Below are 24318 nucleotides of genomic sequence, written 5' to 3' on the forward strand. Positions count from 1 at the left end.
AGGACACGCGACCGCCGTTTCGCCTTCCTCCCCCTCCGTCTGGCAAGCGCCAGCCACCTCCCCCTGGCGGGGGAGGATTGACGGGTAGGGATCAAGCGGCCGGAAGGCTTGCCTGGATGCGCGTGATCGTGGCGCCCTGGCGATCGTTTTCCGCCTGTGCCTTGTCGCGGATCGCGGCCAGCGCCGGATAGTCGGCTTGCAGCTTGGCGGCGCGGTCGGTGGCGCGTTGCTCGATATCGGTCACCAGCGCGGACGATTGCGCACGCCAGTCGTCGAGTCCGGCGAGTGCGGTCTGCGCGGCGAGCCACGCGTCGCTGCCGACCGCGCCGCCGCGTGCGGTCCGTGCGAGGGCTTCGGTTTTGGCTGCGTCGCGCGTGAAGCCAGTGGCGATCGCATCGAGCTTGCCCGATATCGTCCGGATATCCGCATCGAGCGCGGGATCGGGCGCGGCCACGGCGGTCTTCACCTCGGGCTCGGCGAATCCGAGCTTCTCGACCGGGCGCAGGCCGAGCGACGGATAGGCGGTGGTATCCTTGCTGCACGCAGACGCCGCGAGCAGGGCGAGAAGCGACAGCGAGCGGAGCGGAGCGGCGAGTTTCATGCCCGCCGCTCTATGCGTCCGCGCCGCCCGACACAACTTTATCGCGGCAAACCCTTGCGCCCCCGAAAATGCCTGCTATCAGCGCCCCTCCAGTGCACCCATAGCTCAGCTGGATAGAGCATCAGACTACGAATCTGAGGGTCGGGCGTTCGAATCGCTCTGGGTGCACCAGGATTTTCCGCTTCACGGCGGGCTTGTCGAACCGGTCACGGGACGGCGATGCACCCATAGCTCAGCTGGATAGAGCATCAGACTACGAATCTGAGGGTCGGGCGTTCGAATCGCTCTGGGTGCACCATTTTTCCTATCATCGGGCGTCGAGCCAGTAGGCGATGCGATCGAGCAGCCGTTCGGTCGCGTCCAGTCTGCCGCCCATTTGCAGGAAGGCGTGGATCATGCCGTCGAACCGGTCGTGGTCGACGGTGACGCCCGCGTCGCGCAGGCGCTGTCCGTATGCTCCGCCTTCGTCGCGTAGCGGGTCGTTCTCGCAGGTTACCAGCAGCGTCGGGGGCAGGGCGGCGAGGTCGCCCGCCAGGATCGGCGACGCGCGGGGATTGGTTCGGTCTGCGTCCGAGGCGAGGTACAGGTCGATCTGTCGCTCTAGAGACTTCGCGTCGGTGATGTTGCCGTCTTCGCTCGCTCGCGAGGGGTAGGCGGCATCGCGGCGCAGGTCGGTGTTCGGGTAGAGCAGGATCTGGCCGTGTAGCGCTGGTCCGCCTTCGGATGCCGCGCGGGAGGCGAGGGCGGTCGCGAGCGTACCGCCTATACTGTCTCCGGAGACGACGACGCGCGACGGGTCGAAGTCCAGCGCGTCTGCTTGTGCGACGAGGCCGAGAAGCACGGTCCAGCTATCGTCGAGTTGCGCGGGGAAGCGGTGTTCGGGCGCCAGGCGATAGGCAGGCGCGGCGACCAGCCAGCCGGTCCGGTTGGCCAGCGCGCGCAAGGCCGGATCGTGTCCGTCGATCGACCCGGCGATCGCGCCGCCGCCGTGGATGTGCAGCAGGAGCGGCAATGGGCCGGGTTTCGGGCGATATAGCCGGACGTTCAGCGGGCCGGACTCGGAAGGCAGCATGAGCTGCGTGATCGCATGGACCGGTTCCGGATCGCCGGAGAAGGTCTTCAGCAGCGCCGTCTGGTAGCGGAAGTCGGCAAGCCACTGTGCGTCGTCCGCGTGCGGATCGGCGTCCGGGGCGAGCGTCTTTATCGTGTCGAGTATCGTTCGAGCCTGTGGATCCACCGGCGCATCTCCTTCGCGGGTCGGACGTTTGGTGACCACGACGGGTTCCCTGCGCGGGCGGCTGCGACTTTGGACAAGGCCGGGCGTTCAGCGCACTAAGGATTTGAAGGAGATGGCTATGAAGCGGACGGGCAAGCGATTGATCGGCGGGGCGCTGCTGGCGGCGGTATCGGGGATCGGGCTGTCGCTCTATTCGAGCCGCGTCGCGCGGCTTGCCGAGGACTTGGTGCCGGCGGAAGGGCGCTTTCTCGACGTCGCGGGCGCTCGGCTGCACTATATCGATGTCGGCAGCGGGCCGGCGATCGTCATGGTCCACGGGCTCGCCGGGCAGTTGCGCAATTTCAGCTATGCGCTCGTCGACCTGCTGAAGGACGACTACCGCGTGATCGTCGTCGACCGGCCGGGGTCGGGCTATTCGACCGCGACGGGGGCGATGCCGGGGATCATCGGGCAGGGCGCGATCATCGCCGACTTCATCCAGAAGCTCGGGCTCGATCGGCCGTTGCTGGTCGGGCATTCGCTGGGCGGTGCGCTGAGCCTCGCGGTCGGGCTCGACCATCCGCATCTGGTTCGCGCGCTCGCGCTGATCGCGCCGCTGACGCAGCCGTTGGAGCAGGTGCCGGAGAGTTTCCGTGGCCTCGCCAGGATTCCGTCGGGTGCGCGTCTGGCGTTTGCGCAGGTGCTGGGGACGCCGCTCAGCCGGTTGACAGCGAAGAAAACGCTGGAAGGCGTGTTTGCGCCCGAGGCCGTGCCGGAGGATTTCATAACGCGGGGCGGCGGCGCGCTGTCGGCGCGACCGATCGCGATTGCGGCGGCGGCTGCGGATCTTGCCGGGGCGAACGACGATGTGACGGCGATGGTCGGGCGGTATGCGAAGATCGGTTTGCCGGTGCGGATCTTGTTCGGGCGGCAGGATGCGATTCTCGATCCGGCCTGGAATGGTCACCGGACTGCGGCGGTGATTCCGGGGGCTAAGATCGACACGATCGAGGGCGGGCACATGATCCCGATTACTGCGCCTGAGGCTTGTGCGCGGTTTGTAAGGGCTGCGTTTGCGGCTGGGTGAGTTTGCGCCTGGGGTCAGCGTATTCGAGTAGACTATCCGCCCCGGCGTAGGCCGGGGTCCAGTTGGAAAGGTCGATGTAACTGAGGACGGCGCTCCGTTAGCGACGTTCCCCAACTGGGCCCCGGCCTTCGCCGGGGTGGTTGCAGCATGGTCGGAACCGATCTGCAATAATCGAGCGGCAATTCCCGCTTCTTGTTCTCCCGCGAAGGCGGGAGAACAAGCTTGCGTTTGAGTGCCGGTCAGCCCGCGACGGGGAGCTTCACCTTGCCCTCGTCGTCGCGTTCCAGAGCGCCGTAGGACAGCACGACTTCCAGCAGCAGCGGGCCGCCATGGATGTGCGGGAACAGTTGCCCGCCGCGCGACTCTTCCCACTTCACGTCGTCGCCGAGCGCTTCGAGATCGATCGCAGCCACGTGCAGGTCCGACTGGCCGGCGAAGTGCTTGTCTACCGTCTCCGTCAGCTGCTCCGCGGTCGACAGGTGGATGTAGCCATCGGCCACATCCACCGGCGCGCCTGCAAAGCTCCCGCTTTCCAGGGTCGCCAACTGCTCCGCCGTCAGCACCTTGTAGGCGATCGGATCGCGGCTCATTCGCCGTCCTCCGGGCCTGCAGCCGTATCCTCGCCGATCGTCGCGCCGGTATCAGGAGCGACCTCGGGGACGGCATCCGCCAGGTTGATCTCGGCGTCTTCCTCGGTTTCCTCGATGCGTGCGGCGGAGACGACGTGCTCGCCCTTCGCCACGTCGAACAGCTTCACGCCGGCCGAGTTACGGCTGATGACGCGGAGCGACGCGAGCGTCGTGCGGATCAGTTTCGCCTGGTTGGTCACCAGCATCAGCTGATGGCCCTTCGCCGCGGCGAAGCTCGCCACGACGGGGCCGTTGCGCGCGATGTTGTCGATGTTGGTGATGCCCTGGCCGCCGCGACCGGTGCGGCGGTAGTCATAGGCGCTCGACAGCTTGCCATAGCCGTTCTCGCAGACCGTCAGGATGAACTGCTCGCGGTCCTTGAGATCGTTGTAGCGGTCGGCGCCCATGCCGTGATCGCCCTCGCGCTCGCTCTTCCACGGTGCGAACTTGAGGTACGTCTCGCGCTCTTCTGGCGTCGCGCCGACACGGTGGAGGACCGACAGCGAGATAACCTCGTCGTCGCCCTTCAGCGTCACGCCGCGCACGCCCGTCGATGTCCGGCTCTGGAATTCGCGGACGTCGTCGCCGGCGAAGCGGATCGCCTTGCCGAGCTTGGTGGCGAGCAGCACGTCGTCATGCTCGCTAAGCAAGGCGACGCCGATCAGCTTGTCCTCCGAGCCCTCCTCGAAGCGCATCGCGATCTTGCCGTTCGACGGCACGTTGGTGAACGCATCCATCGCGTTGCGGCGCACGAGCCCGCGCTGCGTCGCGAACATCACGTGCAGGCGGCTCCACTCGCTGAGATCCTCCGGCAGCGGGAGCACGGTCGAGATCGTCTCGCCCGGCGCCAGCGGCAACAGGTTGATCATCGGGCGCCCACGGGTTGCCGGGCCACCCTCGGGCAGGCGCCAGACCTTGTAGCGATAGACCTTGCCGAGGTTCGAGAAGAACAGCACCGGGGTGTGCGTCGAGGTGACGAACAGCTCGGTGACGACGTCCTCGTCCTTCGTCGACATCCCCGCGCGACCCTTGCCGCCACGCGCCTGCGCGCGGAACGTGTCGAGGCTGGTGCGCTTGATATAGCCCTGCATGGTCACGGTGACGACCATGTCCTCGCGCTCGATCAGGTCTTCGTCGTCGATGCCGTTGGCGGCGGCGGCGATCTCGGAGCGGCGCGGGGTGGCAAATTCGTCGCGGATCGCGATCAGCTCGCCGCGCATCACTTCGTACAGCTTTGCACGGTCGCCGAGGATGTGGAGCAGCTCGCCGATCGTCGCGGCCAGCGCCTTCAGCTCGTCGCCGATCTCGTCGCGGCCGAGCAGCGTCAGGCGGTGCAGGCGGAGATCGAGGATCGCGCGGACCTGCGGCTCGGACAGCTTGTAGATGCCGTCGGCCTGCTTGTCCTCGACCGCCTCGACCAGCGCGATATACGGCGCGATTTCCTCGACCGGCCATTCGCGGGCGAGCAGCTTGCCGCGTGCTTCGGCCGGGCTCGACGAGCCGCGGATGATCTTGACGACTTCGTCGAGGTTGGTGACCGCAATGACGAGGCCGAGCAACAGATGCGCGCGCTCGCGTGCCTTGGCGAGTTCGAACTTCGAGCGGCGGGTGATGACCTGCTCACGGAACGTGATGAACGCGCCGATGATGTCGCGCAGATTGAGCAGTTCGGGGCGGCCGCCGCGGATGGCGAGCATGTTGGCGGGGAAGCTCGACTGCGCGGGCGTGTGCCGCCAGAGCTGGTTGAGCACCACGTCGGGGGTCGCGTCGCGCTTCAGGTCGATGACGATGCGGACGCCCATGCGGCTCGATTCGTCGCGGATGTCGCTGACGCCTTCGATCCGCTTGTCCTTGGCGGCTTCGGCGATCTTCTCGACCAGGCCGTTCTTGCCGGTCTGGAACGGGATCTCGGTGAGGACGATCGAGCGACGGTCGCCCTTGCCCTCCTCGACGATGTGCCGCGAGCGGACGATGATCGAGCCGCGGCCGGTCTCGTAGGCCGACTTGGCGCCCGCACGGCCGAGGATGATCGCGCCGGTCGGGAAATCGGGACCGGGGACGATCTCGAACAATTCCTCGGTCGTGATCGCGCCATTGTCCATGTACGCGAGGCACGCGGCGATGACTTCGCCGAGATTGTGCGGCGGGATGTTGGTCGCCATGCCGACGGCGATGCCGCCCGCGCCGTTGACCAGCAGGTTGGGGAAGCGCGCCGGCAACACCGAAGGCTCGCGCTCGGAGCCGTCATAGTTGGGCGTGAAGTCGACCGTATCCTTGTCGAGATCGCCGAGCAGCGCGTTCGCCACCTTGCCGAGACGCGCCTCGGTGTAGCGCATTGCCGCGGGTGGATCGGGATCCATCGAGCCGAAGTTGCCCTGGCCGTCGATCAGCGGCACGCGCATCGACCAGTCCTGGGTCATGCGGGCCAAGGCGTCGTAGATCGAGCTGTCGCCGTGCGGATGGTATTTACCCATCACGTCACCGACGATGCGTGCGGACTTGCGGTAGGGCTTGCCGGCGACGAAGCCGCTTTCGTGCGCGCCGTACAGGATGCGGCGGTGGACGGGCTTCAGGCCGTCGCGGACGTCGGGCAGCGCGCGCGCGACGATGACGCTCATCGCATAGTCAAGATAGCTCGACTTCATCTCGTCGACGATCGAGATCGTGGCGATGCCGGCGGGCTCGCCGCCCTGGGGTTCGGCGAGTATGGTCTCGTCGGTCAAATCTGAACGCTTTCGGCTTGTTGCGGTGTTGTGACACACCTTAGCCGAGGGGGGGGCACCTTACTACCCCCGCGCACGCGTACGCACGCGAGGGAGCAAGGTTTCATCGTTAATTTGAGGGTTATTTGCAGGCGGTCTTGGTCTTGTTGCCGGCGAGCGAGCAATTGTAGGTGACGGACTTGCCGTTCGCGAGCTTGGTGGTGACCATGCGGCCCTTGGCGACGGTCGTGGTGCGCTTGGCGACCTTGGTGTTGCCCATTGGCGTGGTGGTCTTGGTCGTCATCGTATGGGTCGCGACGGTCTTCGGCTTGACGCTGGTCTGCGCCTGGGTCGCGGCGACTGCTGCGCCGCCGGACAGCAGCGTAGCGGCGGCGAGGATCGCGAGGGGGAGGGACTTCTTCATGCGGGTATCCTCTCGTTTCGGCCTTGGTGGACGATGCGGAGGAGACTGCGCCGGGGGACCTGAACGGAGTGTGGCAGGCAGGTGAAATCCGCGTCATGCGCAGGACTGCTTCTCACCCCTCCCTGGAAGGGAGGGGCAGGGGGTGGGTAGGCTTCCGCATTGGCTAGCGGTCGTGGTCTGCAACCGGCCGACCCACCCCCAACCCCTCCCTTCCAGGGAGGGGAGCAGAAGTTAAGGCGTGACCTCTACCCCGTCCCAGGCAAAGAGCTTGCCGCTGTCCGGTGCGCGCAGGCCGTCGATGACGTCGAGCAACTGCACCGCCGCGCGGTCCGGCTTGAACAGGTTGCCGGGGGTGACGTTGCCCTGGAATGGCTTCGACAGACCGGTGTCGACAGTGCCGGGATGCAGGCAGACGACGATCCCGCTGGAGTTCCGGCGCTTGTCCTCGATCGAGATCGTCTTCACCAACTGGTTCAGCGCAGCCTTAGACGCGCGATAGCCATACCAGCCGCCGAGCTTGTTATCGCCGATGCTCCCCACGCGCGCCGAGAGAACCGCAAACACAATCCGCCCCGCTTTCGGCATCGTCGGCAGGAAGTGCTTCGCCACCAGCGCCGGCCCGATCGCGTTGATCGCGAAGTTGCGCGCCATCCACACCGGATCGAGCTCGCGCATCGCCTTCTCGGGACCCATGTCGCCGTCGTGCAGCAACCCCGTCGCGACGATCACCAGCGTCGGCGACCCGACGCGCAAAGCTGCCGCAGCAATGCTCGCCTCGTCTTCCAGATCGAGATGCCGATCGCCACTCTCCGACCGCGCGAACCCGTAGACCTTGTCGAACGCACCTTCCTCGATCAGCGCTTCCTCAAGCGCCTTGCCGATCCCACCCGACACACCGATGATGACCGCGCTGCTCACTTGCGCACGAACCGGAACTGCGCGTCGCTGCTGCCCGCCGCGTCATACGCGTAGCCGTCGCTGTCGAACCCCTTGATCCCCTCGATGTCGTCGACGCGGTGCTCGACCAGCCACCGCGCGACCATGCCGCGGGCCTTCTTCGCGTGGAAGCTGACGAACTTCTGCGCCTCGCCCTCGCGGAAATCGATCGCGACGACGCGGATCGCCTTGGGCAGCTTGCCGTCTGCTGCCGCCCAATATTCCTGGCTCGCGAGGTTGAGGATCGTCCCCGACCCCTCCGCCTCGACGTCGTCGGCGAGCAGCTTGGCGATCCGGTCCCCCCACCAGTCGGTCAGCTTGGTCTTCCGCGGCGCCCAGCGCGTGCCCATTTCCAGCCGGTAGGGTCGCATCAGGTCGAGCGGCCGCAGCAGGCCATATAGACCCGACAGCATCCGCACGTGATCCTGCGCGTAATCCACCGCCGCCTCGTCGAGCGTCTTGGCCTCGAGCCCGGTATAGACGTCGCCGGCGAACGCGAACATCGCCGGCCGCTCGGGCAACGTGTCGAAATCGCGGAACCGGTCGGCGTTGAGCTTCGCCAGCGCGGGCGAGATATGCATGAGCTCGGACAGCTTCTTCTGCGTCAGGTGCGCGGCGGCATGCGCCAGCGTTTTCGCCTCGTCGGCGAAGCGCGGCGCGGTCGGGTCGAGCTTGGGCAGTGCGCTCTCGTAATCGAGCGTCTTGGCGGGCGATAGGACAGCGATCATCGTCGCGATCTAGCGGCGGCGGGGAGCGCGTTCAATCGACGTTCACCCGCTAATTTGCAGGTAGGGGATCCGGACCGCTTGCTTGAACGTATGCACCACGGACCATATAGCGTCGCGGCGCGCCACTTACGTTACCGGGCCGACGCAGAGGGAGAGTTTCCGCATGAAGACCATTTCCAAGCTTGCACTGATTGCGGCGTTTGCCACCGGCACGAGCGGCCTTGCGCTGTCGGCGCCTGCGTTCGCCAAGGACAAGAAGGCCGAAGAGGCGCCGGCGATGAAGCTGAGCCCCGAAGTCCAGAAGCCCGGCGTCGCCGCGCAGACTGCGCTGGCCGCCAAGGATTATGCTGGCGCGCAGACGGCGATCGACCAGGTCGATGCCGCCGCGAAGACCGACTACGAGAAGTATATTGGCGCAGCGCTGCGCTATCAGCTCGAGAACGAGAAGCTGGTTGCCGCGCAGACGGCCAACCCGAACGCGCCGATGAACGAGACGACGCTGGCAAAGCCACTCGACGCGCTGATCGCCAACCCGGCGACGCCGGCTGCCGATCGTGGTCGCTACGCCTATCGCCGCGGCGCACTCGCGTTCAACGGCAAGCAGTACCCGATCGCGCTCCAGTATTTCGCCAAGGCGAAGGAGCTCGGCTACACCGATCCGAACCTGCCGCTGCAGGTCATCAAGGCGAAGATGGACAGCGGCGACGTCGCCGGGGCGACCGCCGACCTGGATGCCAGCATCGCGCAGATGACGGCATCGGGCCAGAAGGCGCCGGAGGAATATTACCGGTACGCGATCGCGAAGTCCTACGCCGCCAAGCGCAACGCCGACACGATGGCGTGGCTGAAGAAGTGGATCACGGCATACCCGTCGGCAAAGAACTGGCGTGACGTGCTGATCCTGTCGGGCATCCAACAGAACGCGCTGATCCCGCTCGACGAAGCGCAGAAGGTCGATATCTTCCGTCTGATGCGTGCGACCAACTCTCTCGCCGACCAGACCGACTATCTGCAATATGCCGACAGCGTGAACCGTCGCGGCCTGCCGAGCGAGGCACAGGCGGTGATCAAGGAAGGTCTTGCTGCGGGCAAGATCCCGGCGGCGAACACGATGGCGAAGGGCCTGCTGGCGGACGCGAGCAAGAATATCGCCAACGACGGTCCGTTGTCGGGTCTCGAGAAGCGCGCTGCGGCGGCTCCCAACGGCAAGCTGGCCGCGGGTACGGCCGATGCGTATCTTGGCCAGAACAACTACGCCAAGTCGATCGAGCTGTATCGCCTGGCACTGACCAAGGGCGGTGTCGATGCCGACGACGTGAACCTGCATCTAGGTATCGCGCTGGCACGGTCGGGCGACAAGGCTGGTGCCACGACGGCATTCTCGGCCGTCAAGGCTTCGCCGAAGGCGGATGTTGCCGGCCTGTGGACGACTTGGCTCGGTGCACCGGCTGCGTAAGCCACGGCGTTTTGTATAAGGAAGCGGGGCGGCAGAAATGCCGCCCCGTTTTCGTTTGTGGGTTTGGCTAGCCAAGCGCGGCGTCCGAACTCCCCTCCCTGGAAGGGAGGGGCAGGGGGTGGGTTGGCCTGCTGGTATCGCTTCGGTCTGGATCCAGCGGAACCCGACCCACCCCCAACCCCTCCCTTCCAGGGAGGGGGGAAGGCTAGATGCTAGTCGACCACCACCGGGATGCCTGACAGCGCCTTCGCCGTCCGGATCGTCAGCGACGTCTTCACGCTGGCCACGTTCGGCGCGGGCGTCAGGTGCGTCGTCAGGATTTCCTGGAAACTCTTCAGGTCGGCGGCGACGATCTTCAGGATGAAATCGATCTCGCCGTTGAGCATGTGGCATTCCCGGATCTCGGGGATGTCTGCGATGTGATGCTCGAACGCGGCAAGGTCGTGCTCGGCCTGGCTGCGCAGCGACACCATCGCGAACACGGTGATCGGGAACCCCAGACGGCTGGCGTCGAGATCGGCGTGATACCCACGAATGGCGCCTGCTTCCTCGAGTGCGCGGACACGACGGAGGCAGGGCGGCGCAGTGAGCCCCACCTGGTCGGCCAGGTCGACATTGGTCATCCGACCGTCGGCCTGCAACAGCGACAGGATCTGGCGATCGATCCGGTCAAAACTCATTTCACGCAACTCCTGATGGGCATCGCAAACCGAGCGATTCATTCTTCATAGCGATAAGATTGTTGCGGCGAAACGCAATTGTCCCACAATGCGACGAAGGCCATTGCCTACCGAAATGGGTTGTTCCTTCACATCGCCGCGCGCGTTAAGGAATCGGTACGGAGAGCGTGTTAGGCCCGCCGTAGCCGGGGAACGATGTGCGGTTCGACGATAGCCTGAAGACGATCCTTGCCGCCGACATGGCCACCGGTTTCGGTGCGCAATCGGCATGGCGGCAGCTGGTCGATCTGATGGGCCGTGGGCGCGCCGAAGTCGACGAGCCTGCCATCGCGCGGCTGCGGCTGTTGCGCCAAGCGGTGCCGGTCGAGGTCCGCGCCTCGAGCGCACGCGCGCTGGCGTTCGCGAAGCCCGATGCGCGCCTTGTCGGGTTCTTTGCCGAGGACGTGCTGGCGATCGCGGCGCCGGTGCTGCGGACGGCGACGTTGGCGCCGGACGAATGGCTCGCGCTCCTGCCACGGCTGACCCCGCCGAGCCGTTCCGTCCTGCGTCATCGTCGCGACCTCCCGGCGAAGGTGCAGCGCGGGTTGCAGAGTTTCGGCCCGACCGATTTCGTGTTGCCGCAACCCGATGCGCCGATCGAGGCGGAGTTGGTCGCCGACGAACCGATCGTCCCCGAGACCGCGCTCAGCCACGAACCGCCTGTCATCGAGGCGACGATCGCCGCATTGCCCGAACTGGCACCGGTCGAACCACCCGAACCGTTGCTTTACAAAGCACCGCTCAGCGAAACGCCGTTCATGGCGCTCGGTGCGGTTGCGCGCGGCCTGCCGTTCGTTGCCGAGGCATTGCGTCACGCCGCTCTTGCCGACAGCGAGCCTCCGGTCGCGGAACCGGCGGACGCAGCGCCGGCGGACCGGTTCGAGATTTCGGATCTCGTCGCCCGGATCGAGGCGTTCAATCGCGACCGTACCGTCGACGCCGCGACGCCGACGCCCAAGCCTGCCGAGATCGACGGCTTCCGCTTCGAGACCGATGCGCAGGGCATCATCCGGATGGTCGACGGGGTTGCTCGCTCGGCGCTGGTCGGGGTGTCGCTCGCCTATCCTGCGCTGCAGGGCGAAGCGCATCTCGATGGTGTCGCGGCGGGCGCCTTCCGTCGCCGCTCGCGTTTCGTCGACGCCCGACTCGAGGTTGGCGGTCTGTCGGATGCGTTCGGATCGTGGCGGCTGTCGGGCGTGCCCGCGTTCGAACACGCAACGGGCCGCTTCATCGGTTTCCGCGGGACGGCGCGGCGACCGCGTCGCGACGAGACTGCCGAGCCGGTTCGCCTGTCCTCGCCCGTGTCCGATTCGCTTCGCCAGCTCGTCCACGAGCTGCGCACGCCGACCAACGCAATCGCAGGGTTTGCGGAACTGATCGAGACGCAGTTGCTCGGCCCGGTCTCACCCACGTACCGCGAGCGCGCGACCACGATCCGCACGCAGGCGGGCGACCTGCTGTCCGCGATCGACGATCTCGATACGGCGGCGCGGATCGAGGGTCGGGCCCTCGACCTGCGCCCGACGACCGTGCCGGTCCGCCCGCTGCTCGACCGCGTCATCCGCGATCTCGAGCCGCTGGCCGCGCTCCGCGGGGCTCGCCTCAGCATCGCGATGCCGGCGGGCGACTGTGAGATCCTCGGCGACGACCGCGCGGTCGAGCGGCTGGTCGGCCGATTGCTCGCCGCCTTGGTCTCGGCGGGTCGGAACGGCGAACATCTCGGGATCGTCGTCCGCCCAGTGGCCGATACCGTGACGATCGAGTTCGACCGCCCCGCCGCGCTCGCCGCGTATGCGACCGACGTGCTGTTAAGCATCGACAGTGAACAGGAAGGCGATGGCGCGCCCTTGCTCGGCACGGGGTTCGCGCTCCGTCTGGCGCAGAATCTCGCGGTCGAGCTCGGTGGTGTCCTGACGATCGGGCTGGATCGCCTGACGTTGCAGCTGCCGGCCGCGGATGCGGACGATATGGAGCGGATCGCCGACGAACAGCGGTGAGCGGCGATCGCGCGTATCGTCCTTCCCGGCCGACACCCGCGCAACGCATCGTCTGGCCCGACGATTTCGGGACGCGCTTCACCGTATTCGTCGACGTCGAGGAGGAGTTCGACTGGCGTGCGCCGCTGGATCGACGCAACCGCGCGACGACCGCGATGGCGGCGTTCCCGGACGCGCACCGGCGGTTCGCGGAGCGCGACGTCGCACTGACCTGCATGGTCGACTATCCGATCGCCACCGATTCTGCGTCGGTCGCGATCCTGACTCGCGTCGTCGAGGACGGGCGGTCGGAGATCGGCACGCAGTTGCACGCCTGGGTCAATCCACCGTTCCCCGACAGTGCGCCGCCGGGGTCGAGCTATGCCGGTAACCTGCCGCGCAGCTCGGAAACCGCCAAGCTCGAAACGCTGACGAAGGCAATCACGGCAGCGTTCGGCCGGACACCGCGAGCCTATCGCGCCGGTCGGTACGGGATCGGCCCCAACAGCTTCGCGCTGCTTGCCGGACTCGGCTACCGGATCGATAGCTCGGTCCGTCCGGGCTATGATTACAGTGCTGACGGCGGTCCCGATTTCTCGATGGCCGACGCCGGCGCCTATCGCGCGGAGGGCATCTTCGAGTTGCCACTGACCACGGTCTTCACGGGCGGTGCGCGATGGGGTGGCGCGCAGCTGTACCAGGCACTCGGGCGCATTCCGAAGGGAAGGGGCATCTTCGCGCGCGCGCACTTGCTGTCCCGGATCGCGCTGACGCCCGAGGACATGCCGATCGCCGATGCTTTGGAGGCCGTCGCGGTGGCGGCTGGCGAAGGTCTGCGGTTGCTTAACCTGTCCTTCCACTCGCCGTCTCTGATGCCGGGTCATACGCCGTATGTTCGCGACGGGGCGGATCTGAAGCGTTTTCATGCATGGTGGGCGGTGATACTCGACGAGTTCGACCGCCGCGGGATCCGCAACGCCTCGCTTGATGAGATCATTTCGGCGCTCGAGTAGCGGCCGGATCGCGGGCTTGCTCTATTCGAAGGTCCGCGAACCGGTTTGATTTCGACGCTGCGGCTAAATCCAACAGGCTCCCCTCCCTGGAAGGGAGGGGCAGGGGGTGGGTCGGCTTCCGCATGTCCGACCGTTGGGGCTGAAGCTGGCCGACCCACCCCCGACCCCTCCCTTTCAGGGAGGGGAGATCGTTGGGGTTTGGGCTACGCTGCAGCTCTCACCCTAGCGTCATCACGCTGTACTCCAAAACCAGAAAGGGCGGCCCGTTGCCGGACCGCCCTTCTGATACGCAATACTGAAAGCGAGATTAGCGCTTCGAGAACTGGAAGCTACGACGGGCCTTCGCCTTGCCGTACTTCTTGCGCTCGACGACGCGGCTGTCGCGGGTCAGGAAGCCTGCTGCCTTCACCGATGCGCGCAGCACCGGCTCGAAGCGGGTCAGGGCCTGGCTGATGCCGTGCTTGACCGCGCCGGCCTGGCCCGAAAGGCCACCGCCCTTGACGGTGCAGACGACGTCGTACTGACCTTCGCGCTCGGTGATCCCGAACACCTGGTTGATGACGAGGCGCAGCGTCGGACGTGCGAAATACACTTCCTGGTCACGACCGTTGATCGTGATCTTGCCGGTGCCGGGCTTGACCCAGACGCGCGCGACGGCGTCCTTGCGACGGCCGGTCGCGTAGGCGCGGCCCTGCTTGTCAATGATCTGCTCGCGCAGCGGCATCGGCTCGCGGACGGGCTCGTTCGAGACCGGCGCTGCGATATCGCCTTCGCTGGTCGGCAGAGCCTGCTCGGCGGGGGCAGCCGGCGCGGGCTGGTTGGTCAGGCTCGCGAGATCGGCGAGCGACTGGCGGTTGTCGGACATTATGCGCCCACCTTGTTCTTGCGGTTCATGCTGCCGATGTCGAGCACGGCAGGGTTCTGTGCCTCGTGCGGATGCTCGGTGCCCTTGAAGATACGCAGGTTGCGCATCTGCTCACGACCCAGCGGGCCGCGCGGGATCATGCGCTCGACAGCCTTTTCGAGAACGCGCTCCGGGAAGCGGCCATCGAGGACCTTGGCGGCAGTGATGCCCTTGATGCCGCCGGCGTAACCGGTGTGCTTGTAATAGATCTTCTTCGCGGCCTTGTTGCCGGTGAAGCGGATCTTGTCGGCATTGATCACGACGACGTTGTCACCGCAATCGACATGCGGGGTGAACGACACCTTGTGCTTGCCGCGCAGGACGTTGGCGATGATCGATGCGGCACGACCGACGACGAGACCTTCCGCGTCGACGATATGCCACTGCTTGTCCACCTCTGCCGGCTTCGCCGACTTGGTGGTCTTCATGAGCGCCTTCATGGGCGTTAGACCTTCCAGATTGAATGCAAGCGCACCAAGGGGAGGCCCCGCAGCGCGAATGCCGGCCTAATGCTGAAAGGGGGGCTTCAAGTCAAGCTTTCCGCCGGTTTCCTGACGGGTATTATTATACCCGCTGCTTGAAGCGGGGTGCGCTGCCGACGGCATGGGCGGCGAACATCGCGGCGATCAGGAGGAGCGCGGCGTTGCCCTGATGCGCGACCGCGACGTCGATCTGCACGCCGGTCATCAGCGTGGCGATGCCGAGCATGATCTGGAGCGTGACGAGCCCGACGACGAAAAACCCCGCGCCGCTGCCGGTCTTGGTCGCCTTGATCGCCAGCCAGATGAGCCCGGCGGCGGCGGCGAACGCGAACCAGCGGTGGATGAACTGGACGACGATTGGATTGTCGACGGCGTTGCTCCAGGCGGGGTTTACCATCGGCACGTCAACCGGGAACAGCCCGTCGCCCATCAGTGGCCAGCTCGCGAAGGCATAGCCGGCATCGAGACCGGCGGTGAAGGCGCCATAGACGAGCTGGACGAACAGCAGCGCCAGCGCGAGGATCGCGACCGGAGCGAGACGGGCGGGGGCGGCAAGCGGATTGCCGTGCAGCGCCATCAGGTCGAGTGCGGTCCAGACGATCCCGGCAAGGATCGTCAGCGCGGTCAGCAGGTGGACGGCGAGTCGGATATGGCTGACGTCGGTTCGAACCGACAGGCCCGAGGCGACCATCCACCAGCCGATCGCCCCCTGAAACGCGCCGAGCGCCAACAATGCCGACAAGCGCCAGCCATAGCCGACCGGGATCCGCTTGCGCACCGCGAACCAGATCAGCGGCACCGCGAACACGAGCCCGATCGCGCGGCCCCATAGCCGGTGGAGGTATTCCCAGAAGAAGATCGCCTTGAACCCGCCGACCGTCATGTCGGCGTTGAACGCGGCGTATTCGGGGATCCGCTTGTAGGCGTCGAACTCGGCCTGCCACTGCGCGTCATTGAGCGGCGGGATGATCCCGCTGATCGGCTTCCACTGCGTGATCGACAGCCCCGACTCGGTCAGCCGCGTGATCCCGCCGATAACGACCATCGCGACGATCAGGCCGGCGACCGTGAACAGCCACAGGGCGACGGAACGAGGACGGGCTTTGCTGAGGAAGGCGGCGCTGGGTTGAAGCATGGTGAGGAGATAGTGGTTTGCGCGGCGGGGCGCCATCGGTTCGTGGTGCGCCGTTGCTTCATGTTGCTGGGGGCGGTTGGGTAGAAGCCGGACTCGCTACCGTCGCACGCTACTTCCTTGTTCTCCCGCGAAGGCGGGAGCCCAGTCTGGGCTCCCGCCTTCGCGGGAGAACAAGGGAGAGGGAGTGAACCCTTCAAAATCTGGTCTAACTTGCCGCCAAAATTAACAATGTAATGTTGTATCCTGTCAACGAGACGTCTATATCCGTCGAACGATGACGCCCTCGGCCACGCATACCCACCGCTTCGCCGGTCTCGATCGCTATGCGATCGGGCTGTCGGGCCTGTGCATGGTGCATTGCCTGGCGACCTCCGTGCTGGTCGCGCTGATGTCGACCGCGGGCGGTTTCCTGCTCGACCCGATCTTCCACGAGGTCGGCCTTACGATCGCGATCGGTCTCGGCGCGCTCGCGCTCGGCCGCGGCGTGCTCAACCACGGCTATATGATGCCCGCCGCGATGGGCGCGCTTGGGCTCGGCATCATGGCGGGCGCGATGACGTTGCCGCACGACAGCGGCGGCGGCGAGACGTTGTGGACGATCGTTGGTGTCGGCCTGCTCGCATTCGGCCACGATCTCAACCGTCGCGCGGAAAGCTGAGCGGGTTGCTGGAACTGTTCCGGCATCCTACTTCACCCAGCATGGCGCACGCTCACAACCACACCGAACCGCAGGGCGCCGATCTCACCGTCGCAGCACAGACGACGCTCGAAAAGGCTGGCGAGCAATGGACGACGATGCGCGCCAGTGTGTTCGCTGCGCTCGCCAGCTTCGAGAAGCCGGCATCGGCCTACGATATCGCCGAGGCCGTCTCGAAAGCCGAAGGTCGCCGAGTCGCGGCGAACAGCGTGTACCGCATCCTCGACCTTTTCGTTGGCGCGAACCTCGCGCGGCGAGTCGAGAGCGCGAACGCCTATGTCGCCAACGCGCATCCCGATTGCCTGCACGACTGCATCTTCCTGGTCTGCGACTCGTGCGGCCAGACCACGCATCTCGATAACGACACGATCACCAAGGGTGTGCGAAACGCGGCGGAGGCGGCGGGCTTCTCGCCGGTTCGCCCGGTAATCGAAGTCCGCGGGCGATGTGCGGACTGCGAGGCGAAGTAGCCTCGCCATCGCGCAATCCTCCCCCGCCAGGGGGAGGTGGCTGGCACTTGCCAGACGGAGGGGAAGGAAAGGGCAACCTCTGGTCCGCGTGTCCTCCCCCTCCGTCACCTTCGGTGCCACCTCCCCCTGGCGGGGGAGGATCAAGTTCTACCCCAGATACTTCCCCATCCGGATCATCGGCACAGGCACGTCGCCCGGAGTCTCGATCCGCTCGATCGGAAGATACCCGCAAGCCCGGTACAACGGCTCTCCGGCCAGCGTCGCCATCATTTCCGCACGCGCAAACCCGGCCTCTAGCGCTGCGGCCTTGCAAACCGACAACACCAGCCGCCCGACACCCCGCCGCGTAAAATCCGGGTCGGTATACATCGCGCGGATCCGCGCGGCGTCGCGCGCCGGGTCGAGTAGCGCCGCATCGCGCAACGCCGTGCTGTGATCGCCGCCATAGAGCGTCGCCCGCCGACTCCACCCGCCACATCCGGCCAGCCGACCCTCGGCCTCGACCAACAAATACGTCCCGTCCGCGATCAGTTGCGTATCGAGCCCCATCACCGCGCGGCTCGCCTCGACCTGCGCCGGTGTGAGGAAGTCCCCCTGCAACGCGCCGATCGCGCGGGCCATCAGCGCGGCGATCGCCGGGATATCCGCCTCACCGGCAACACGGTGCGTAAAGTTCATATTTGTGCACTTCCCGAGCGATTCCAGTGCGAATGCTACGCCATGACACGGTAACAATCGACACGATACGCGCGCTGCATTAAGCCCGTCCGATGGCCGACCTTCCCTCGACACCGCTGCTCGACACCGTTTCGACGCCCGACGACCTCCGCAAGCTGCGCCCGGACCAGCTCCGCCAACTCGCCGACGAACTGCGTACCGAGACGATTTCCGCGGTCGGCACCACCGGCGGACATCTCGGCTCGGGCCTTGGCGTGGTCGAGCTGACCACCGCGATCCACTATGTCTTCGATACCCCGCGTGATCGCCTCGTCTGGGACGTCGGCCACCAGTGTTATCCGCACAAGATCCTCACCGGACGCCGTGACCGGATTCGCACGCTGCGTCAGGGTGGCGGACTCAGCGGCTTCACCAAGCGGAGCGAAAGCGAATACGATCCGTTCGGCGCGGCGCATTCCTCGACCTCGATCTCGGCAGCGCTGGGCTTTGCGATCGCCAACAAGATTGCAGGCACCCCCGGCAAGGGCATCGCTGTGATCGGCGACGGCGCGATGTCCGCGGGGATGGCGTACGAGGCGATGAACAACGCCGCGCAGGCGGGCAACCGGCTGGTGGTGATCCTCAACGACAACGACATGTCGATCGCGCCGCCGGTCGGCGGGCTGTCCGCGTATCTGAGCCGTATCGTATCGAGTCGCGAGTTCCTTGGCTTCCGCGATCTTGCCCGGAAGCTCGCCAAGCGGCTGCCACGGCCGATCGCGAGCGGGATGCGCAAGACCGACGAGTTCGCGCGCGGCATGACGATGGGCGGCACGTTGTTCGAGGAACTCGGTTTCTATTATGTCGGCCCGATCGACGGTCATAATCTCGAACACCTGATCCCGGTGCTCGAGAATGTCCGCGATGCCGAGGAAGGCCCGATCCTCGTCCACGTCGTCACCAAGAAGGGCAAGGGCTACGGCCCCGCCGAGGCTGCCGCGGACAAGTATCACGGCGTCCAGAAGTTCGACGTGATCTCGGGCGTGCAGACCAAGGCGCCCCCAGGCCCGCCGCAATACCAGAACGTGTTCGGCGCGCAGCTCGTCGCCGAGGCCGCCAACGACCCGCGGATCTGCGCGATCACCGCGGCAATGCCGTCGGGCACCGGGCTCGACGCGTTCGCCAAGGCGTATCCCGACCGGTTCTTCGACGTCGGTATCGCCGAACAGCACGGCGTCACGTTTGCCGCCGGGCTCGCTGCGCAAGGCATGCGCCCGTTCTGTGCGATCTACTCGACGTTCCTTCAGCGTGCGTACGATCAGGTCGTGCATGACGTGGCGATCCAGAACCTGCCGGTCCGTTTCGCGATCGACCGCGCGGGACTCGTCGGCGCGGACGGTGCGACTCACGCCGGATCGTTCGACGTCACCTACCTCGCGACGCTGCCGAATTTCGTCGTGATGGCGGCGGCGGACGAGGCGGAGCTCGTCCACATGACGCATACCGCGGCGCAGTACGACACCGGCCCGATCGCGGTACGCTATCCGCGCGGCAGCGGTACCGGCGTCGCGCTGCCCGAGATCCCGCAGCTGCTGGAGATCGGCAAGGGGCGTGTCGTGCGGGAGGGCAAGAAGATCGCGATCCTGTCGCTCGGCACGCGTCTCGAGGAAGCGCTCAAGGCCGCCGAGGTTCTCGAGGCCAAGGGGCTGAGCACCACGGTCGCCGATCTCCGTTTCGCCAAACCGCTCGACGTCGACCTGATCCGCAAGCTGCTCACCACGCACGAAGTCGCGGTGACGATCGAGGAGAACTCGGTTGGTGGCTTTGGTGCGCACGTGCTGACGATGGCGTCTGACGAAGGGCTGATCGACGGCGGGCTCAAGCTGCGTACGTTGCGTCTGCCCGACGTGTATCAGGATCAGGACAAGCCCGAGGTGCAGTATGCCGAAGCCGGGCTCGACGCGACCGCGCTGGTGGATACCGTGCTTAAGGCGCTCCGCCACAATTCGGGCGGGGTTGCCGAAGCGCGCGCATGACCGGGCCGACCAAGGGCCTCGTGATCATTGCGCTGGCGGTGATCGTGATGGTGTCGTTGAATATCGCGATGTGGCGGCGGATGCGGGGTGGGCTGGCTGCGGCGAAGGCCGAGCAGGCGGCTAATCCGGAACTGTTCGATGAGAACGGTACGCGGATTTCGTGAACCGCCAGCCCCACACGCCACCCCGGCGAAGGCCGGGGCCCAGTTGGTGAGGCCTCAGTAATCGAGGGTAGCGCTCCGTTAGCGACGTCCCCCAACTGGGCCCCGGCCTTCGCCGGGGTGGTGCATCTTTAAACGCGTACGGTTACCCGCCCAAGTAATGTGTCTGTGCGGCGTCTGTAGCGCTCACCGCAAGGATCGACCGCGCTTTACTTGGCGGCAGAGCCTGCCCTCGGCCATCGCCGCTTGCCGCGATGACGCGTTCGAGGAGGTCCTGTCCCTCGCGCCACCAGCCGATCCCGCTCGCGGCGTTCAGATGCCCCTGCGGGCCGGCGTCGACGAAGTGGCTGCCCCAGTCCGCCGCCATGCTGTGCGCGCGCTCGGGCGTGACCCAGGGGTCGTCGCTGCTCGCCACCACGATCGACGGGAACGGCAGCGGTGTGCGCGGGGTGGGCGAGAAGCCTTTCAGCTCGGCTTGGGCACCGCCGCGATCGACGTCCGCGGGGGCCACCAACAGCGCGCCGGCGACCGGCCAACCATAAGGTTGCGGGCTGAGTTCGGCCCACCACGCCACCGCGAGGCAGCCAAGACTGTGCGCGGCCAGGATCACCGGCGCGTCGGCGCGGCGGATCGCCTCGTCGAGTCGCGTCACCCAGGCGTTGCGGTGCGGCGTGTTCCACATGCCGAGTTCGACGCGCACCGTGTCGGGCCGCGCCTCTTCCCATAACGTCTGCCAGTGCGAAGGACCCGATCCACCAAGGCCGGGCACAGTCAGGATCGTCGGCTGGACGGAATCATACGGTGCGAAACTACCCACAGCGCTTCTCCTTCTCCAAAACCTCGTTCTTCGAGGTCGGGAGCGTGGCCGAAGGACGCTCTAGGGCACGCCATCCGGTCACGATCCCATGCGCTCAAGATAATCCTACTCGATCAGTAGGCAATGGCATTGCGGCGAAAGGAAGGCAGCTTGCGGCAATCGGATCGGACGGCGATACGCACGCCATGGTGAAGATACGCGCGGACCAGATGCTGGTCGACAGAGGCCTCGTCGAGTCGCGGACGCGCGCGCAGGCGCTGATCATGGCGGGCCTCGTGTTCGCGGGGACGAAGAAGGTCGACAAGCCGGGACAGACGCTCACGGACGACGTGCAACTCGACGTACGTGGCCGCGATCATCCCTGGGTTTCGCGCGGTGGGATCAAGCTGGCACACGGCCTTGCGCATTTCGGTTGGGACGTGACCGGCGCGGTCGCGATCGACGTGGGCTCGTCGACCGGCGGCTTTACCGACGTCATGCTGAAGAACGGCGCGGTGAAGGTCTACGCGGTCGATAGCGGCACCAACCAGCTTGCCTGGTCGCTCCGGCAGGATGACCGCGTCATCGTTCACGAGCAGACCAGCGCGCGGATCCTCACGCCTGGGCATATCCCGGAGCCTATCGACCTGATCGTCTGCGATGCGAGCTTTATCGGTTTGGCGAAGGTGCTGGAGCGGCCGATGTCGTTTGCCAAACCGGACGCGCGGCTGATGGCGCTGGTGAAGCCGCAGTTCGAGGCGGGGCGCGGCGAAGTGGGGAAAGGCGGGGTCGTCCGCGATACCGCGATCCACCAGCGCGTCTGCGACGAGGTCGCGGCGTGGTTGACGGGGCAGGGATGGAGCGTGGTCGGCGTGGTCGAGAGCCCGATCACGGGGCCTGAGGGTAATGTGGAGTTCCTGATTGCGGCTTTGCATGGGCGGCGGGCTTCTGAACCGCTGCTACAGGAAGCGCCAAGCGACACCCAATCACCTCCGTCATCCTGACGAAAGTCAGGATCCAGAGCCACCCGGGGTTCGCTCGGTATCCTGGATCCTGACGTTCGTCAGGAGGACGGCGTGGGGAAGTAGCGTACCGGAATGAACCACTAGCGGAACGATTACCCGTCAAACTCGGTTTACCGATCGCAAAATGCGCGCCAGGACGAGCGCGCGTAGAGGCGGAAGGATTTGTGTGGGCGGTATCGCTTCGAAGGGCCAGTTGAGGATGTCGTTCCTCCGCTGGGCGGTCGTGACCGTGCCCCTGATCCTGTTGCTGGGCTTTCTGTCCGGCCGATCGGTCAGCGTCGGCAGCGAGAATGCCTGGTACATGGCGCTCGCCAAGCCCGCGCTGAACCCGCCGGGCTGGGTCTTCCCGGTCGTCTGGACAACGCTCTACATCCTGATCGGGCTGGCGCTCGCGATGATCCTCAATGCACGCGGCGCTCGGTTGCGCGGGCTGGCCGTTGCGTTGTTCGTCGGCCAGTTCCTGCTCAACCTCGCCTGGACGCCGATGTTCTTCGGCGCGCACAGGATCGGGCTGTCGGTACTGGTGATCGTCGCGATGCTGGCGCTGTCGATCGCCGCGACCTTCGTATTCGCGCGCATCCGCCCCGCCGCGGCGTGGCTGATGGTGCCGTACATGGTGTGGATCAGCTTTGCCGGCGTGCTCGCGTTCAGCATCGGGCAGTTGAACCCCGATGCCGAAACCCTTGCACCCGCGCCGCATACGTCCCAAATGCTGTGACGCAGCAGTCACTGTAACAGTCACTGCGACAGTCTTTGGGATTTTGAAGCAATGCAGTCCGAAAACCGCGTGTTCGACGATATCGTCAAGGTCTTGAACGGTGCTGCCGGTACGCTTGCGGGCGTCGGTCGCGAAGCCGGTTCCGGTGCGCGGGAACGCGCGCGCGAATGGCTCGGCGGGCTCGACTTCGTCAGCCGTGAAGAGTTCGACGCGGTCAAGGCGATGGCATCGGCCGCACGCGACGAGAACGACGCGTTGAAGTCTCGGCTCGACGCGCTTGAAGCCAAGTTCGCAGCACAATCGACGGTAAATGCACCGCTCGGGGCGTCGGTCGACTGACTTTTCCACAGTTTTCCGCAGAATTGGGGCCGATGGGGTTGTCGGGGCGTTTTTGCCTCGGCACCCTTTGTCGTGCGATAAGGACCGCCAGGACCCTATGATGCTTGAACACGCCGACCACGACCACGAAGACGCCGCCCCGATCGACATGCTCGAGAGCTATTACGCTGCGCATGGCTGGGAGCATGAGCGCCACGACGACGAGATCGTCGCGACCGTCAAGGGAAGCTGGGCGACCTACGAACTGCGCGCGCTGTGGCGCGAAGACGATAGCGTCCTGCAATTCCTCGCTTTTCCCGACATCAAGGTGCCCGACGAGCGGCGTCAGGCCGTCTACGAGACGATCGGGCTGGTCAACGAGCAGCTCTGGATCGGACATTTCGAACTCTGGTCGTCGAGCGGCATCCTGCTGTTCCGGCACGCGGCGATGGTGGACGGCGGAGACGACGGGACGATGTCGCTCGACGCGGCGGAACTGCTGGTCGAATCGGCGATCGAGGAGTGTGAGCGCTTCTATCCGGTGTTCCAGTTCGTGCTGTGGGGCGGAAAGAGCCCCAAGGAAGCGATCGCCGCGGCACTGATCGAAACGCACGGCGAGGCATGAGCTTTCCGGCAGGTCCGCTGTGGCTGATCGGTTGCGGCAACATGGGCGGCGCGATGCTGCGGCGCTGGATCGCCGCGGGGCTCGATCCGGCGACTGTTACGGTGATCACGCGGAGCGGGCAGGGGGCACCCGAAGGTGTCCGTTCGCTGACTGCGCTCCCCGACGAAGAGGCGCCCGCGACGATGATGCTCGCGCTGAAGCCGCAGCAGATCGATGCGGCGCAGGCTTTGCTGGCACCCATGCAAGGCAAGCCGCAGCTGCTCCTGTCGATCCTCGCCGGTGTCGACCACGCGGCACTCTCCCAGCGGCTCGCGGCTGACACGATCGTCCGCGCGATGCCCAACCTTCCGGTGGCGATCGGCAAGGGCGTGACGTCGCTTTACACCGCTGGGGCGTCGGAAGAGGCGACCGCGGCGGCGGAAGCGTTCGCAGCGCCGCTCGGTCATTACGAATGGATCGCCGACGAAGCGCATTTCGATGCGGTGACCGCGCTTGCCGGATCCGGCCCCGGGTTCGTGTTCCGATTTGTCGATGCGCTCGCCAGGGCGGGGGCAGCGCTCGGGCTGCCGGTAGACCAGGCGGCGCGTTTGGCGATCGCGACGCTGGAAGGGTCGGCGATCATGGCGGCTGAGGCGGACGTATCTCCGGACGTACTCGCCGATCGCGTCGCCAGCCCCGGCGGATCGACTCGCGAGGGTCTGAACGTACTCGACCGCGACGACGCCCTAGTCGCGCTACTTACTGCAACGCTTGCCGCTTCCGAACGCCGTAACGCCGAAATGGCCGCTGCGGCGCGCTAGAGGCGGC

The 24318-nt window shown here is 66.1% G+C and carries 26 protein-coding genes and 2 tRNA genes; 15 read left to right on the forward strand and 13 right to left on the reverse strand.

What is annotated here, in order from left to right:
• Nucleotides 1-91: 91 nt before the first annotated feature.
• A complete protein-coding gene (locus AC1MH0_RS17685) occupies nt 92-601 on the reverse strand; it encodes a hypothetical protein (protein WP_480963835.1) in 510 nt (169 codons plus the stop codon).
• A gap of 94 nt (nt 602-695) precedes the next feature.
• Here AC1MH0_RS17685 and AC1MH0_RS17690 point away from each other — a divergent pair.
• Nucleotides 696-772: transfer RNA gene (locus AC1MH0_RS17690), tRNA-Arg, on the forward strand.
• Between the two features lie 50 nt (nt 773-822).
• Nucleotides 823-899 (forward strand) — tRNA-Arg (locus tag AC1MH0_RS17695).
• Nucleotides 900-908: 9 nt separating this feature from the next.
• Here the strand turns inward: AC1MH0_RS17695 and AC1MH0_RS17700 are convergent.
• Entirely contained in the window at nt 909-1838 is a 930-nt protein-coding gene (locus tag AC1MH0_RS17700) for an alpha/beta hydrolase (RefSeq protein WP_480963836.1), read from the reverse strand.
• 118 nt (nt 1839-1956) lie between these two features.
• Here AC1MH0_RS17700 and AC1MH0_RS17705 point away from each other — a divergent pair, with 118 nt between their 5' ends.
• Nucleotides 1957-2904: an alpha/beta fold hydrolase gene (locus AC1MH0_RS17705; RefSeq protein ID WP_480963837.1), complete on the forward strand. Its 948-nt coding sequence runs from the start codon at nt 1957-1959 to the stop codon at nt 2902-2904.
• A 239-nt stretch (nt 2905-3143) separates the two neighbouring features.
• On the opposite strand, the gene AC1MH0_RS17710 is transcribed toward AC1MH0_RS17705, so the two are convergent.
• The 5 genes from AC1MH0_RS17710 to yaaA all read right to left on the reverse strand — a co-directional run bounded on the left by AC1MH0_RS17710 (nt 3144) and on the right by yaaA (nt 8323).
• Entirely contained in the window at nt 3144-3494 is a 351-nt protein-coding gene (locus AC1MH0_RS17710) for a DUF952 domain-containing protein (protein WP_480963838.1), read from the reverse strand.
• Complete coding sequence (gene gyrA / locus AC1MH0_RS17715; protein WP_480963839.1) at nt 3491-6256, reverse strand: DNA gyrase subunit A; 2766 nt, start codon at nt 6254-6256, stop codon at nt 3491-3493. The genes AC1MH0_RS17710 and gyrA overlap by 4 nt, the downstream gene beginning before the upstream one ends.
• Before the next feature lie 121 nt (nt 6257-6377).
• Nucleotides 6378-6659 (reverse strand): hypothetical protein, encoded by a 282-nt coding sequence (locus AC1MH0_RS17720; protein WP_480963840.1) that lies wholly within the window; start codon nt 6657-6659, stop codon nt 6378-6380.
• Between the two features lie 231 nt (nt 6660-6890).
• Nucleotides 6891-7577: an SDR family NAD(P)-dependent oxidoreductase gene (locus tag AC1MH0_RS17725; RefSeq protein ID WP_480963841.1), complete on the reverse strand. Its 687-nt coding sequence runs from the start codon at nt 7575-7577 to the stop codon at nt 6891-6893.
• Complete coding sequence (gene yaaA, locus AC1MH0_RS17730; RefSeq protein ID WP_480963842.1) at nt 7574-8323, reverse strand: peroxide stress protein YaaA; 750 nt, start codon at nt 8321-8323, stop codon at nt 7574-7576. The genes AC1MH0_RS17725 and yaaA overlap by 4 nt, the downstream gene beginning before the upstream one ends.
• A 163-nt stretch (nt 8324-8486) precedes the next feature.
• On the opposite strand from yaaA, the gene AC1MH0_RS17735 reads away from it, so the two are divergent.
• Nucleotides 8487-9779, forward strand: coding sequence for a hypothetical protein (locus AC1MH0_RS17735; RefSeq protein ID WP_480963843.1), 1293 nt, complete (start codon nt 8487-8489; stop codon nt 9777-9779).
• Nucleotides 9780-9991: 212 nt separating this feature from the next.
• Here AC1MH0_RS17735 and AC1MH0_RS17740 read toward each other — a convergent pair whose 3' ends face one another.
• Entirely contained in the window at nt 9992-10459 is a 468-nt protein-coding gene (locus AC1MH0_RS17740; RefSeq protein ID WP_055880606.1) for an Lrp/AsnC family transcriptional regulator, read from the reverse strand.
• Nucleotides 10460-10656: 197 nt separating this feature from the next.
• On the opposite strand from AC1MH0_RS17740, the gene AC1MH0_RS17745 reads away from it, so the two are divergent.
• Both AC1MH0_RS17745 and AC1MH0_RS17750 read left to right on the forward strand, forming a co-directional pair.
• Entirely contained in the window at nt 10657-12495 is a 1839-nt protein-coding gene (locus tag AC1MH0_RS17745; RefSeq protein WP_480963844.1) for a sensor histidine kinase, read from the forward strand.
• Nucleotides 12492-13487 (forward strand): polysaccharide deacetylase family protein, encoded by a 996-nt coding sequence (locus AC1MH0_RS17750; RefSeq protein ID WP_480963845.1) that lies wholly within the window; start codon nt 12492-12494, stop codon nt 13485-13487. Before AC1MH0_RS17745 ends, AC1MH0_RS17750 begins: the two co-directional genes overlap by 4 nt.
• A 307-nt stretch (nt 13488-13794) precedes the next feature.
• On the opposite strand, the gene rpsI is transcribed toward AC1MH0_RS17750, so the two are convergent.
• From rpsI to AC1MH0_RS17765, 3 genes are all read right to left on the reverse strand, one after another.
• Nucleotides 13795-14352, reverse strand: a complete 558-nt coding sequence (rpsI, locus tag AC1MH0_RS17755; RefSeq protein ID WP_480963846.1) for a 30S ribosomal protein S9 — start codon at nt 14350-14352, stop codon at nt 13795-13797.
• Complete coding sequence (gene rplM / locus AC1MH0_RS17760; RefSeq protein WP_082441436.1) at nt 14352-14831, reverse strand: 50S ribosomal protein L13; 480 nt, start codon at nt 14829-14831, stop codon at nt 14352-14354. Before rplM ends, rpsI begins: the two co-directional genes overlap by 1 nt.
• Before the next feature lie 124 nt (nt 14832-14955).
• Complete coding sequence (locus AC1MH0_RS17765; RefSeq protein ID WP_480963847.1) at nt 14956-16008, reverse strand: COX15/CtaA family protein; 1053 nt, start codon at nt 16006-16008, stop codon at nt 14956-14958.
• 274 nt (nt 16009-16282) lie between these two features.
• Here AC1MH0_RS17765 and AC1MH0_RS17770 point away from each other — a divergent pair, with 274 nt between their 5' ends.
• On the forward strand, nt 16283-16666 hold the full coding sequence (locus tag AC1MH0_RS17770; RefSeq protein ID WP_056047781.1) for a MerC domain-containing protein: 384 nt from the start codon (nt 16283-16285) through the stop codon (nt 16664-16666).
• 41 nt (nt 16667-16707) lie between these two features.
• Complete coding sequence (locus tag AC1MH0_RS17775; RefSeq protein ID WP_107961831.1) at nt 16708-17175, forward strand: Fur family transcriptional regulator; 468 nt, start codon at nt 16708-16710, stop codon at nt 17173-17175.
• 147 nt (nt 17176-17322) lie between these two features.
• On the opposite strand, the gene AC1MH0_RS17780 is transcribed toward AC1MH0_RS17775, so the two are convergent.
• Nucleotides 17323-17853: a GNAT family N-acetyltransferase gene (locus AC1MH0_RS17780; RefSeq protein ID WP_480963848.1), complete on the reverse strand. Its 531-nt coding sequence runs from the start codon at nt 17851-17853 to the stop codon at nt 17323-17325.
• 92 nt (nt 17854-17945) lie between these two features.
• Here AC1MH0_RS17780 and dxs point away from each other — a divergent pair, with 92 nt between their 5' ends.
• Both dxs and AC1MH0_RS17790 read left to right on the forward strand, forming a co-directional pair.
• On the forward strand, nt 17946-19868 hold the full coding sequence (gene dxs, locus AC1MH0_RS17785) for a 1-deoxy-D-xylulose-5-phosphate synthase (protein WP_480963849.1): 1923 nt from the start codon (nt 17946-17948) through the stop codon (nt 19866-19868).
• Complete coding sequence (locus tag AC1MH0_RS17790) at nt 19865-20032, forward strand: hypothetical protein (RefSeq protein WP_480963850.1); 168 nt, start codon at nt 19865-19867, stop codon at nt 20030-20032. The genes dxs and AC1MH0_RS17790 overlap by 4 nt, the downstream gene beginning before the upstream one ends.
• A gap of 142 nt (nt 20033-20174) precedes the next feature.
• On the opposite strand, the gene AC1MH0_RS17795 is transcribed toward AC1MH0_RS17790, so the two are convergent.
• Complete coding sequence (locus tag AC1MH0_RS17795) at nt 20175-20846, reverse strand: RBBP9/YdeN family alpha/beta hydrolase (RefSeq protein ID WP_480963851.1); 672 nt, start codon at nt 20844-20846, stop codon at nt 20175-20177.
• Nucleotides 20847-21031: 185 nt separating this feature from the next.
• Between AC1MH0_RS17795 and AC1MH0_RS17800 the strand changes: the two genes are divergently transcribed.
• From AC1MH0_RS17800 to proC, 5 genes are all read left to right on the forward strand, one after another.
• Nucleotides 21032-21829, forward strand: a complete 798-nt coding sequence (locus AC1MH0_RS17800) for a TlyA family RNA methyltransferase (protein ID WP_480963852.1) — start codon at nt 21032-21034, stop codon at nt 21827-21829.
• A 220-nt stretch (nt 21830-22049) separates the two neighbouring features.
• Entirely contained in the window at nt 22050-22568 is a 519-nt protein-coding gene (locus AC1MH0_RS17805) for a TspO/MBR family protein (protein ID WP_192974637.1), read from the forward strand.
• Nucleotides 22569-22619: 51 nt separating this feature from the next.
• Entirely contained in the window at nt 22620-22907 is a 288-nt protein-coding gene (locus AC1MH0_RS17810; protein WP_480963853.1) for an accessory factor UbiK family protein, read from the forward strand.
• A 97-nt stretch (nt 22908-23004) separates the two neighbouring features.
• Entirely contained in the window at nt 23005-23511 is a 507-nt protein-coding gene (locus AC1MH0_RS17815; protein WP_165895101.1) for a type III secretion system chaperone family protein, read from the forward strand.
• Nucleotides 23508-24311 (forward strand): pyrroline-5-carboxylate reductase, encoded by an 804-nt coding sequence (proC, locus tag AC1MH0_RS17820; RefSeq protein WP_480963854.1) that lies wholly within the window; start codon nt 23508-23510, stop codon nt 24309-24311. Before AC1MH0_RS17815 ends, proC begins: the two co-directional genes overlap by 4 nt.
• Nucleotides 24312-24318 lie beyond the last annotated feature (7 nt).

This window comes from Sphingomonas sp. AP28 (genome assembly GCF_056680455.1).

What these genes read in the sequence shown, in the direction of transcription:
- AC1MH0_RS17685 (WP_480963835.1), bottom strand. Translation starts at nt 601, where the DNA reads ATGAAACTCGCCGCTCCGCTCCGCTCGCTGTCGCTTCTCGCCCTGCTC.
- AC1MH0_RS17800 (WP_480963852.1), top strand. Translation starts at nt 21,032, where the DNA reads ATGGTGAAGATACGCGCGGACCAGATGCTGGTCGACAGAGGCCTCGTC.
- AC1MH0_RS17805 (WP_192974637.1), top strand. Translation starts at nt 22,050, where the DNA reads ATGTCGTTCCTCCGCTGGGCGGTCGTGACCGTGCCCCTGATCCTGTTG.
- AC1MH0_RS17780 (WP_480963848.1), bottom strand. Translation starts at nt 17,853, where the DNA reads ATGAACTTTACGCACCGTGTTGCCGGTGAGGCGGATATCCCGGCGATC.
- AC1MH0_RS17710 (WP_480963838.1), bottom strand. Translation starts at nt 3,494, where the DNA reads ATGAGCCGCGATCCGATCGCCTACAAGGTGCTGACGGCGGAGCAGTTG.
- AC1MH0_RS17720 (WP_480963840.1), bottom strand. Translation starts at nt 6,659, where the DNA reads ATGAAGAAGTCCCTCCCCCTCGCGATCCTCGCCGCCGCTACGCTGCTG.
- dxs (WP_480963849.1), top strand. Translation starts at nt 17,946, where the DNA reads ATGGCCGACCTTCCCTCGACACCGCTGCTCGACACCGTTTCGACGCCC.
- rpsI (WP_480963846.1), bottom strand. Translation starts at nt 14,352, where the DNA reads ATGTCCGACAACCGCCAGTCGCTCGCCGATCTCGCGAGCCTGACCAAC.
- AC1MH0_RS17740 (WP_055880606.1), bottom strand. Translation starts at nt 10,459, where the DNA reads ATGAGTTTTGACCGGATCGATCGCCAGATCCTGTCGCTGTTGCAGGCC.
- rplM (WP_082441436.1), bottom strand. Translation starts at nt 14,831, where the DNA reads ATGAAGGCGCTCATGAAGACCACCAAGTCGGCGAAGCCGGCAGAGGTG.
- AC1MH0_RS17815 (WP_165895101.1), top strand. Translation starts at nt 23,005, where the DNA reads ATGATGCTTGAACACGCCGACCACGACCACGAAGACGCCGCCCCGATC.
- AC1MH0_RS17775 (WP_107961831.1), top strand. Translation starts at nt 16,708, where the DNA reads ATGGCGCACGCTCACAACCACACCGAACCGCAGGGCGCCGATCTCACC.
- yaaA (WP_480963842.1), bottom strand. Translation starts at nt 8,323, where the DNA reads ATGATCGCTGTCCTATCGCCCGCCAAGACGCTCGATTACGAGAGCGCA.
- proC (WP_480963854.1), top strand. Translation starts at nt 23,508, where the DNA reads ATGAGCTTTCCGGCAGGTCCGCTGTGGCTGATCGGTTGCGGCAACATG.
- AC1MH0_RS17735 (WP_480963843.1), top strand. Translation starts at nt 8,487, where the DNA reads ATGAAGACCATTTCCAAGCTTGCACTGATTGCGGCGTTTGCCACCGGC.
- AC1MH0_RS17810 (WP_480963853.1), top strand. Translation starts at nt 22,620, where the DNA reads ATGCAGTCCGAAAACCGCGTGTTCGACGATATCGTCAAGGTCTTGAAC.
- AC1MH0_RS17705 (WP_480963837.1), top strand. Translation starts at nt 1,957, where the DNA reads ATGAAGCGGACGGGCAAGCGATTGATCGGCGGGGCGCTGCTGGCGGCG.
- AC1MH0_RS17770 (WP_056047781.1), top strand. Translation starts at nt 16,283, where the DNA reads ATGACGCCCTCGGCCACGCATACCCACCGCTTCGCCGGTCTCGATCGC.
- AC1MH0_RS17765 (WP_480963847.1), bottom strand. Translation starts at nt 16,008, where the DNA reads ATGCTTCAACCCAGCGCCGCCTTCCTCAGCAAAGCCCGTCCTCGTTCC.
- AC1MH0_RS17790 (WP_480963850.1), top strand. Translation starts at nt 19,865, where the DNA reads ATGACCGGGCCGACCAAGGGCCTCGTGATCATTGCGCTGGCGGTGATC.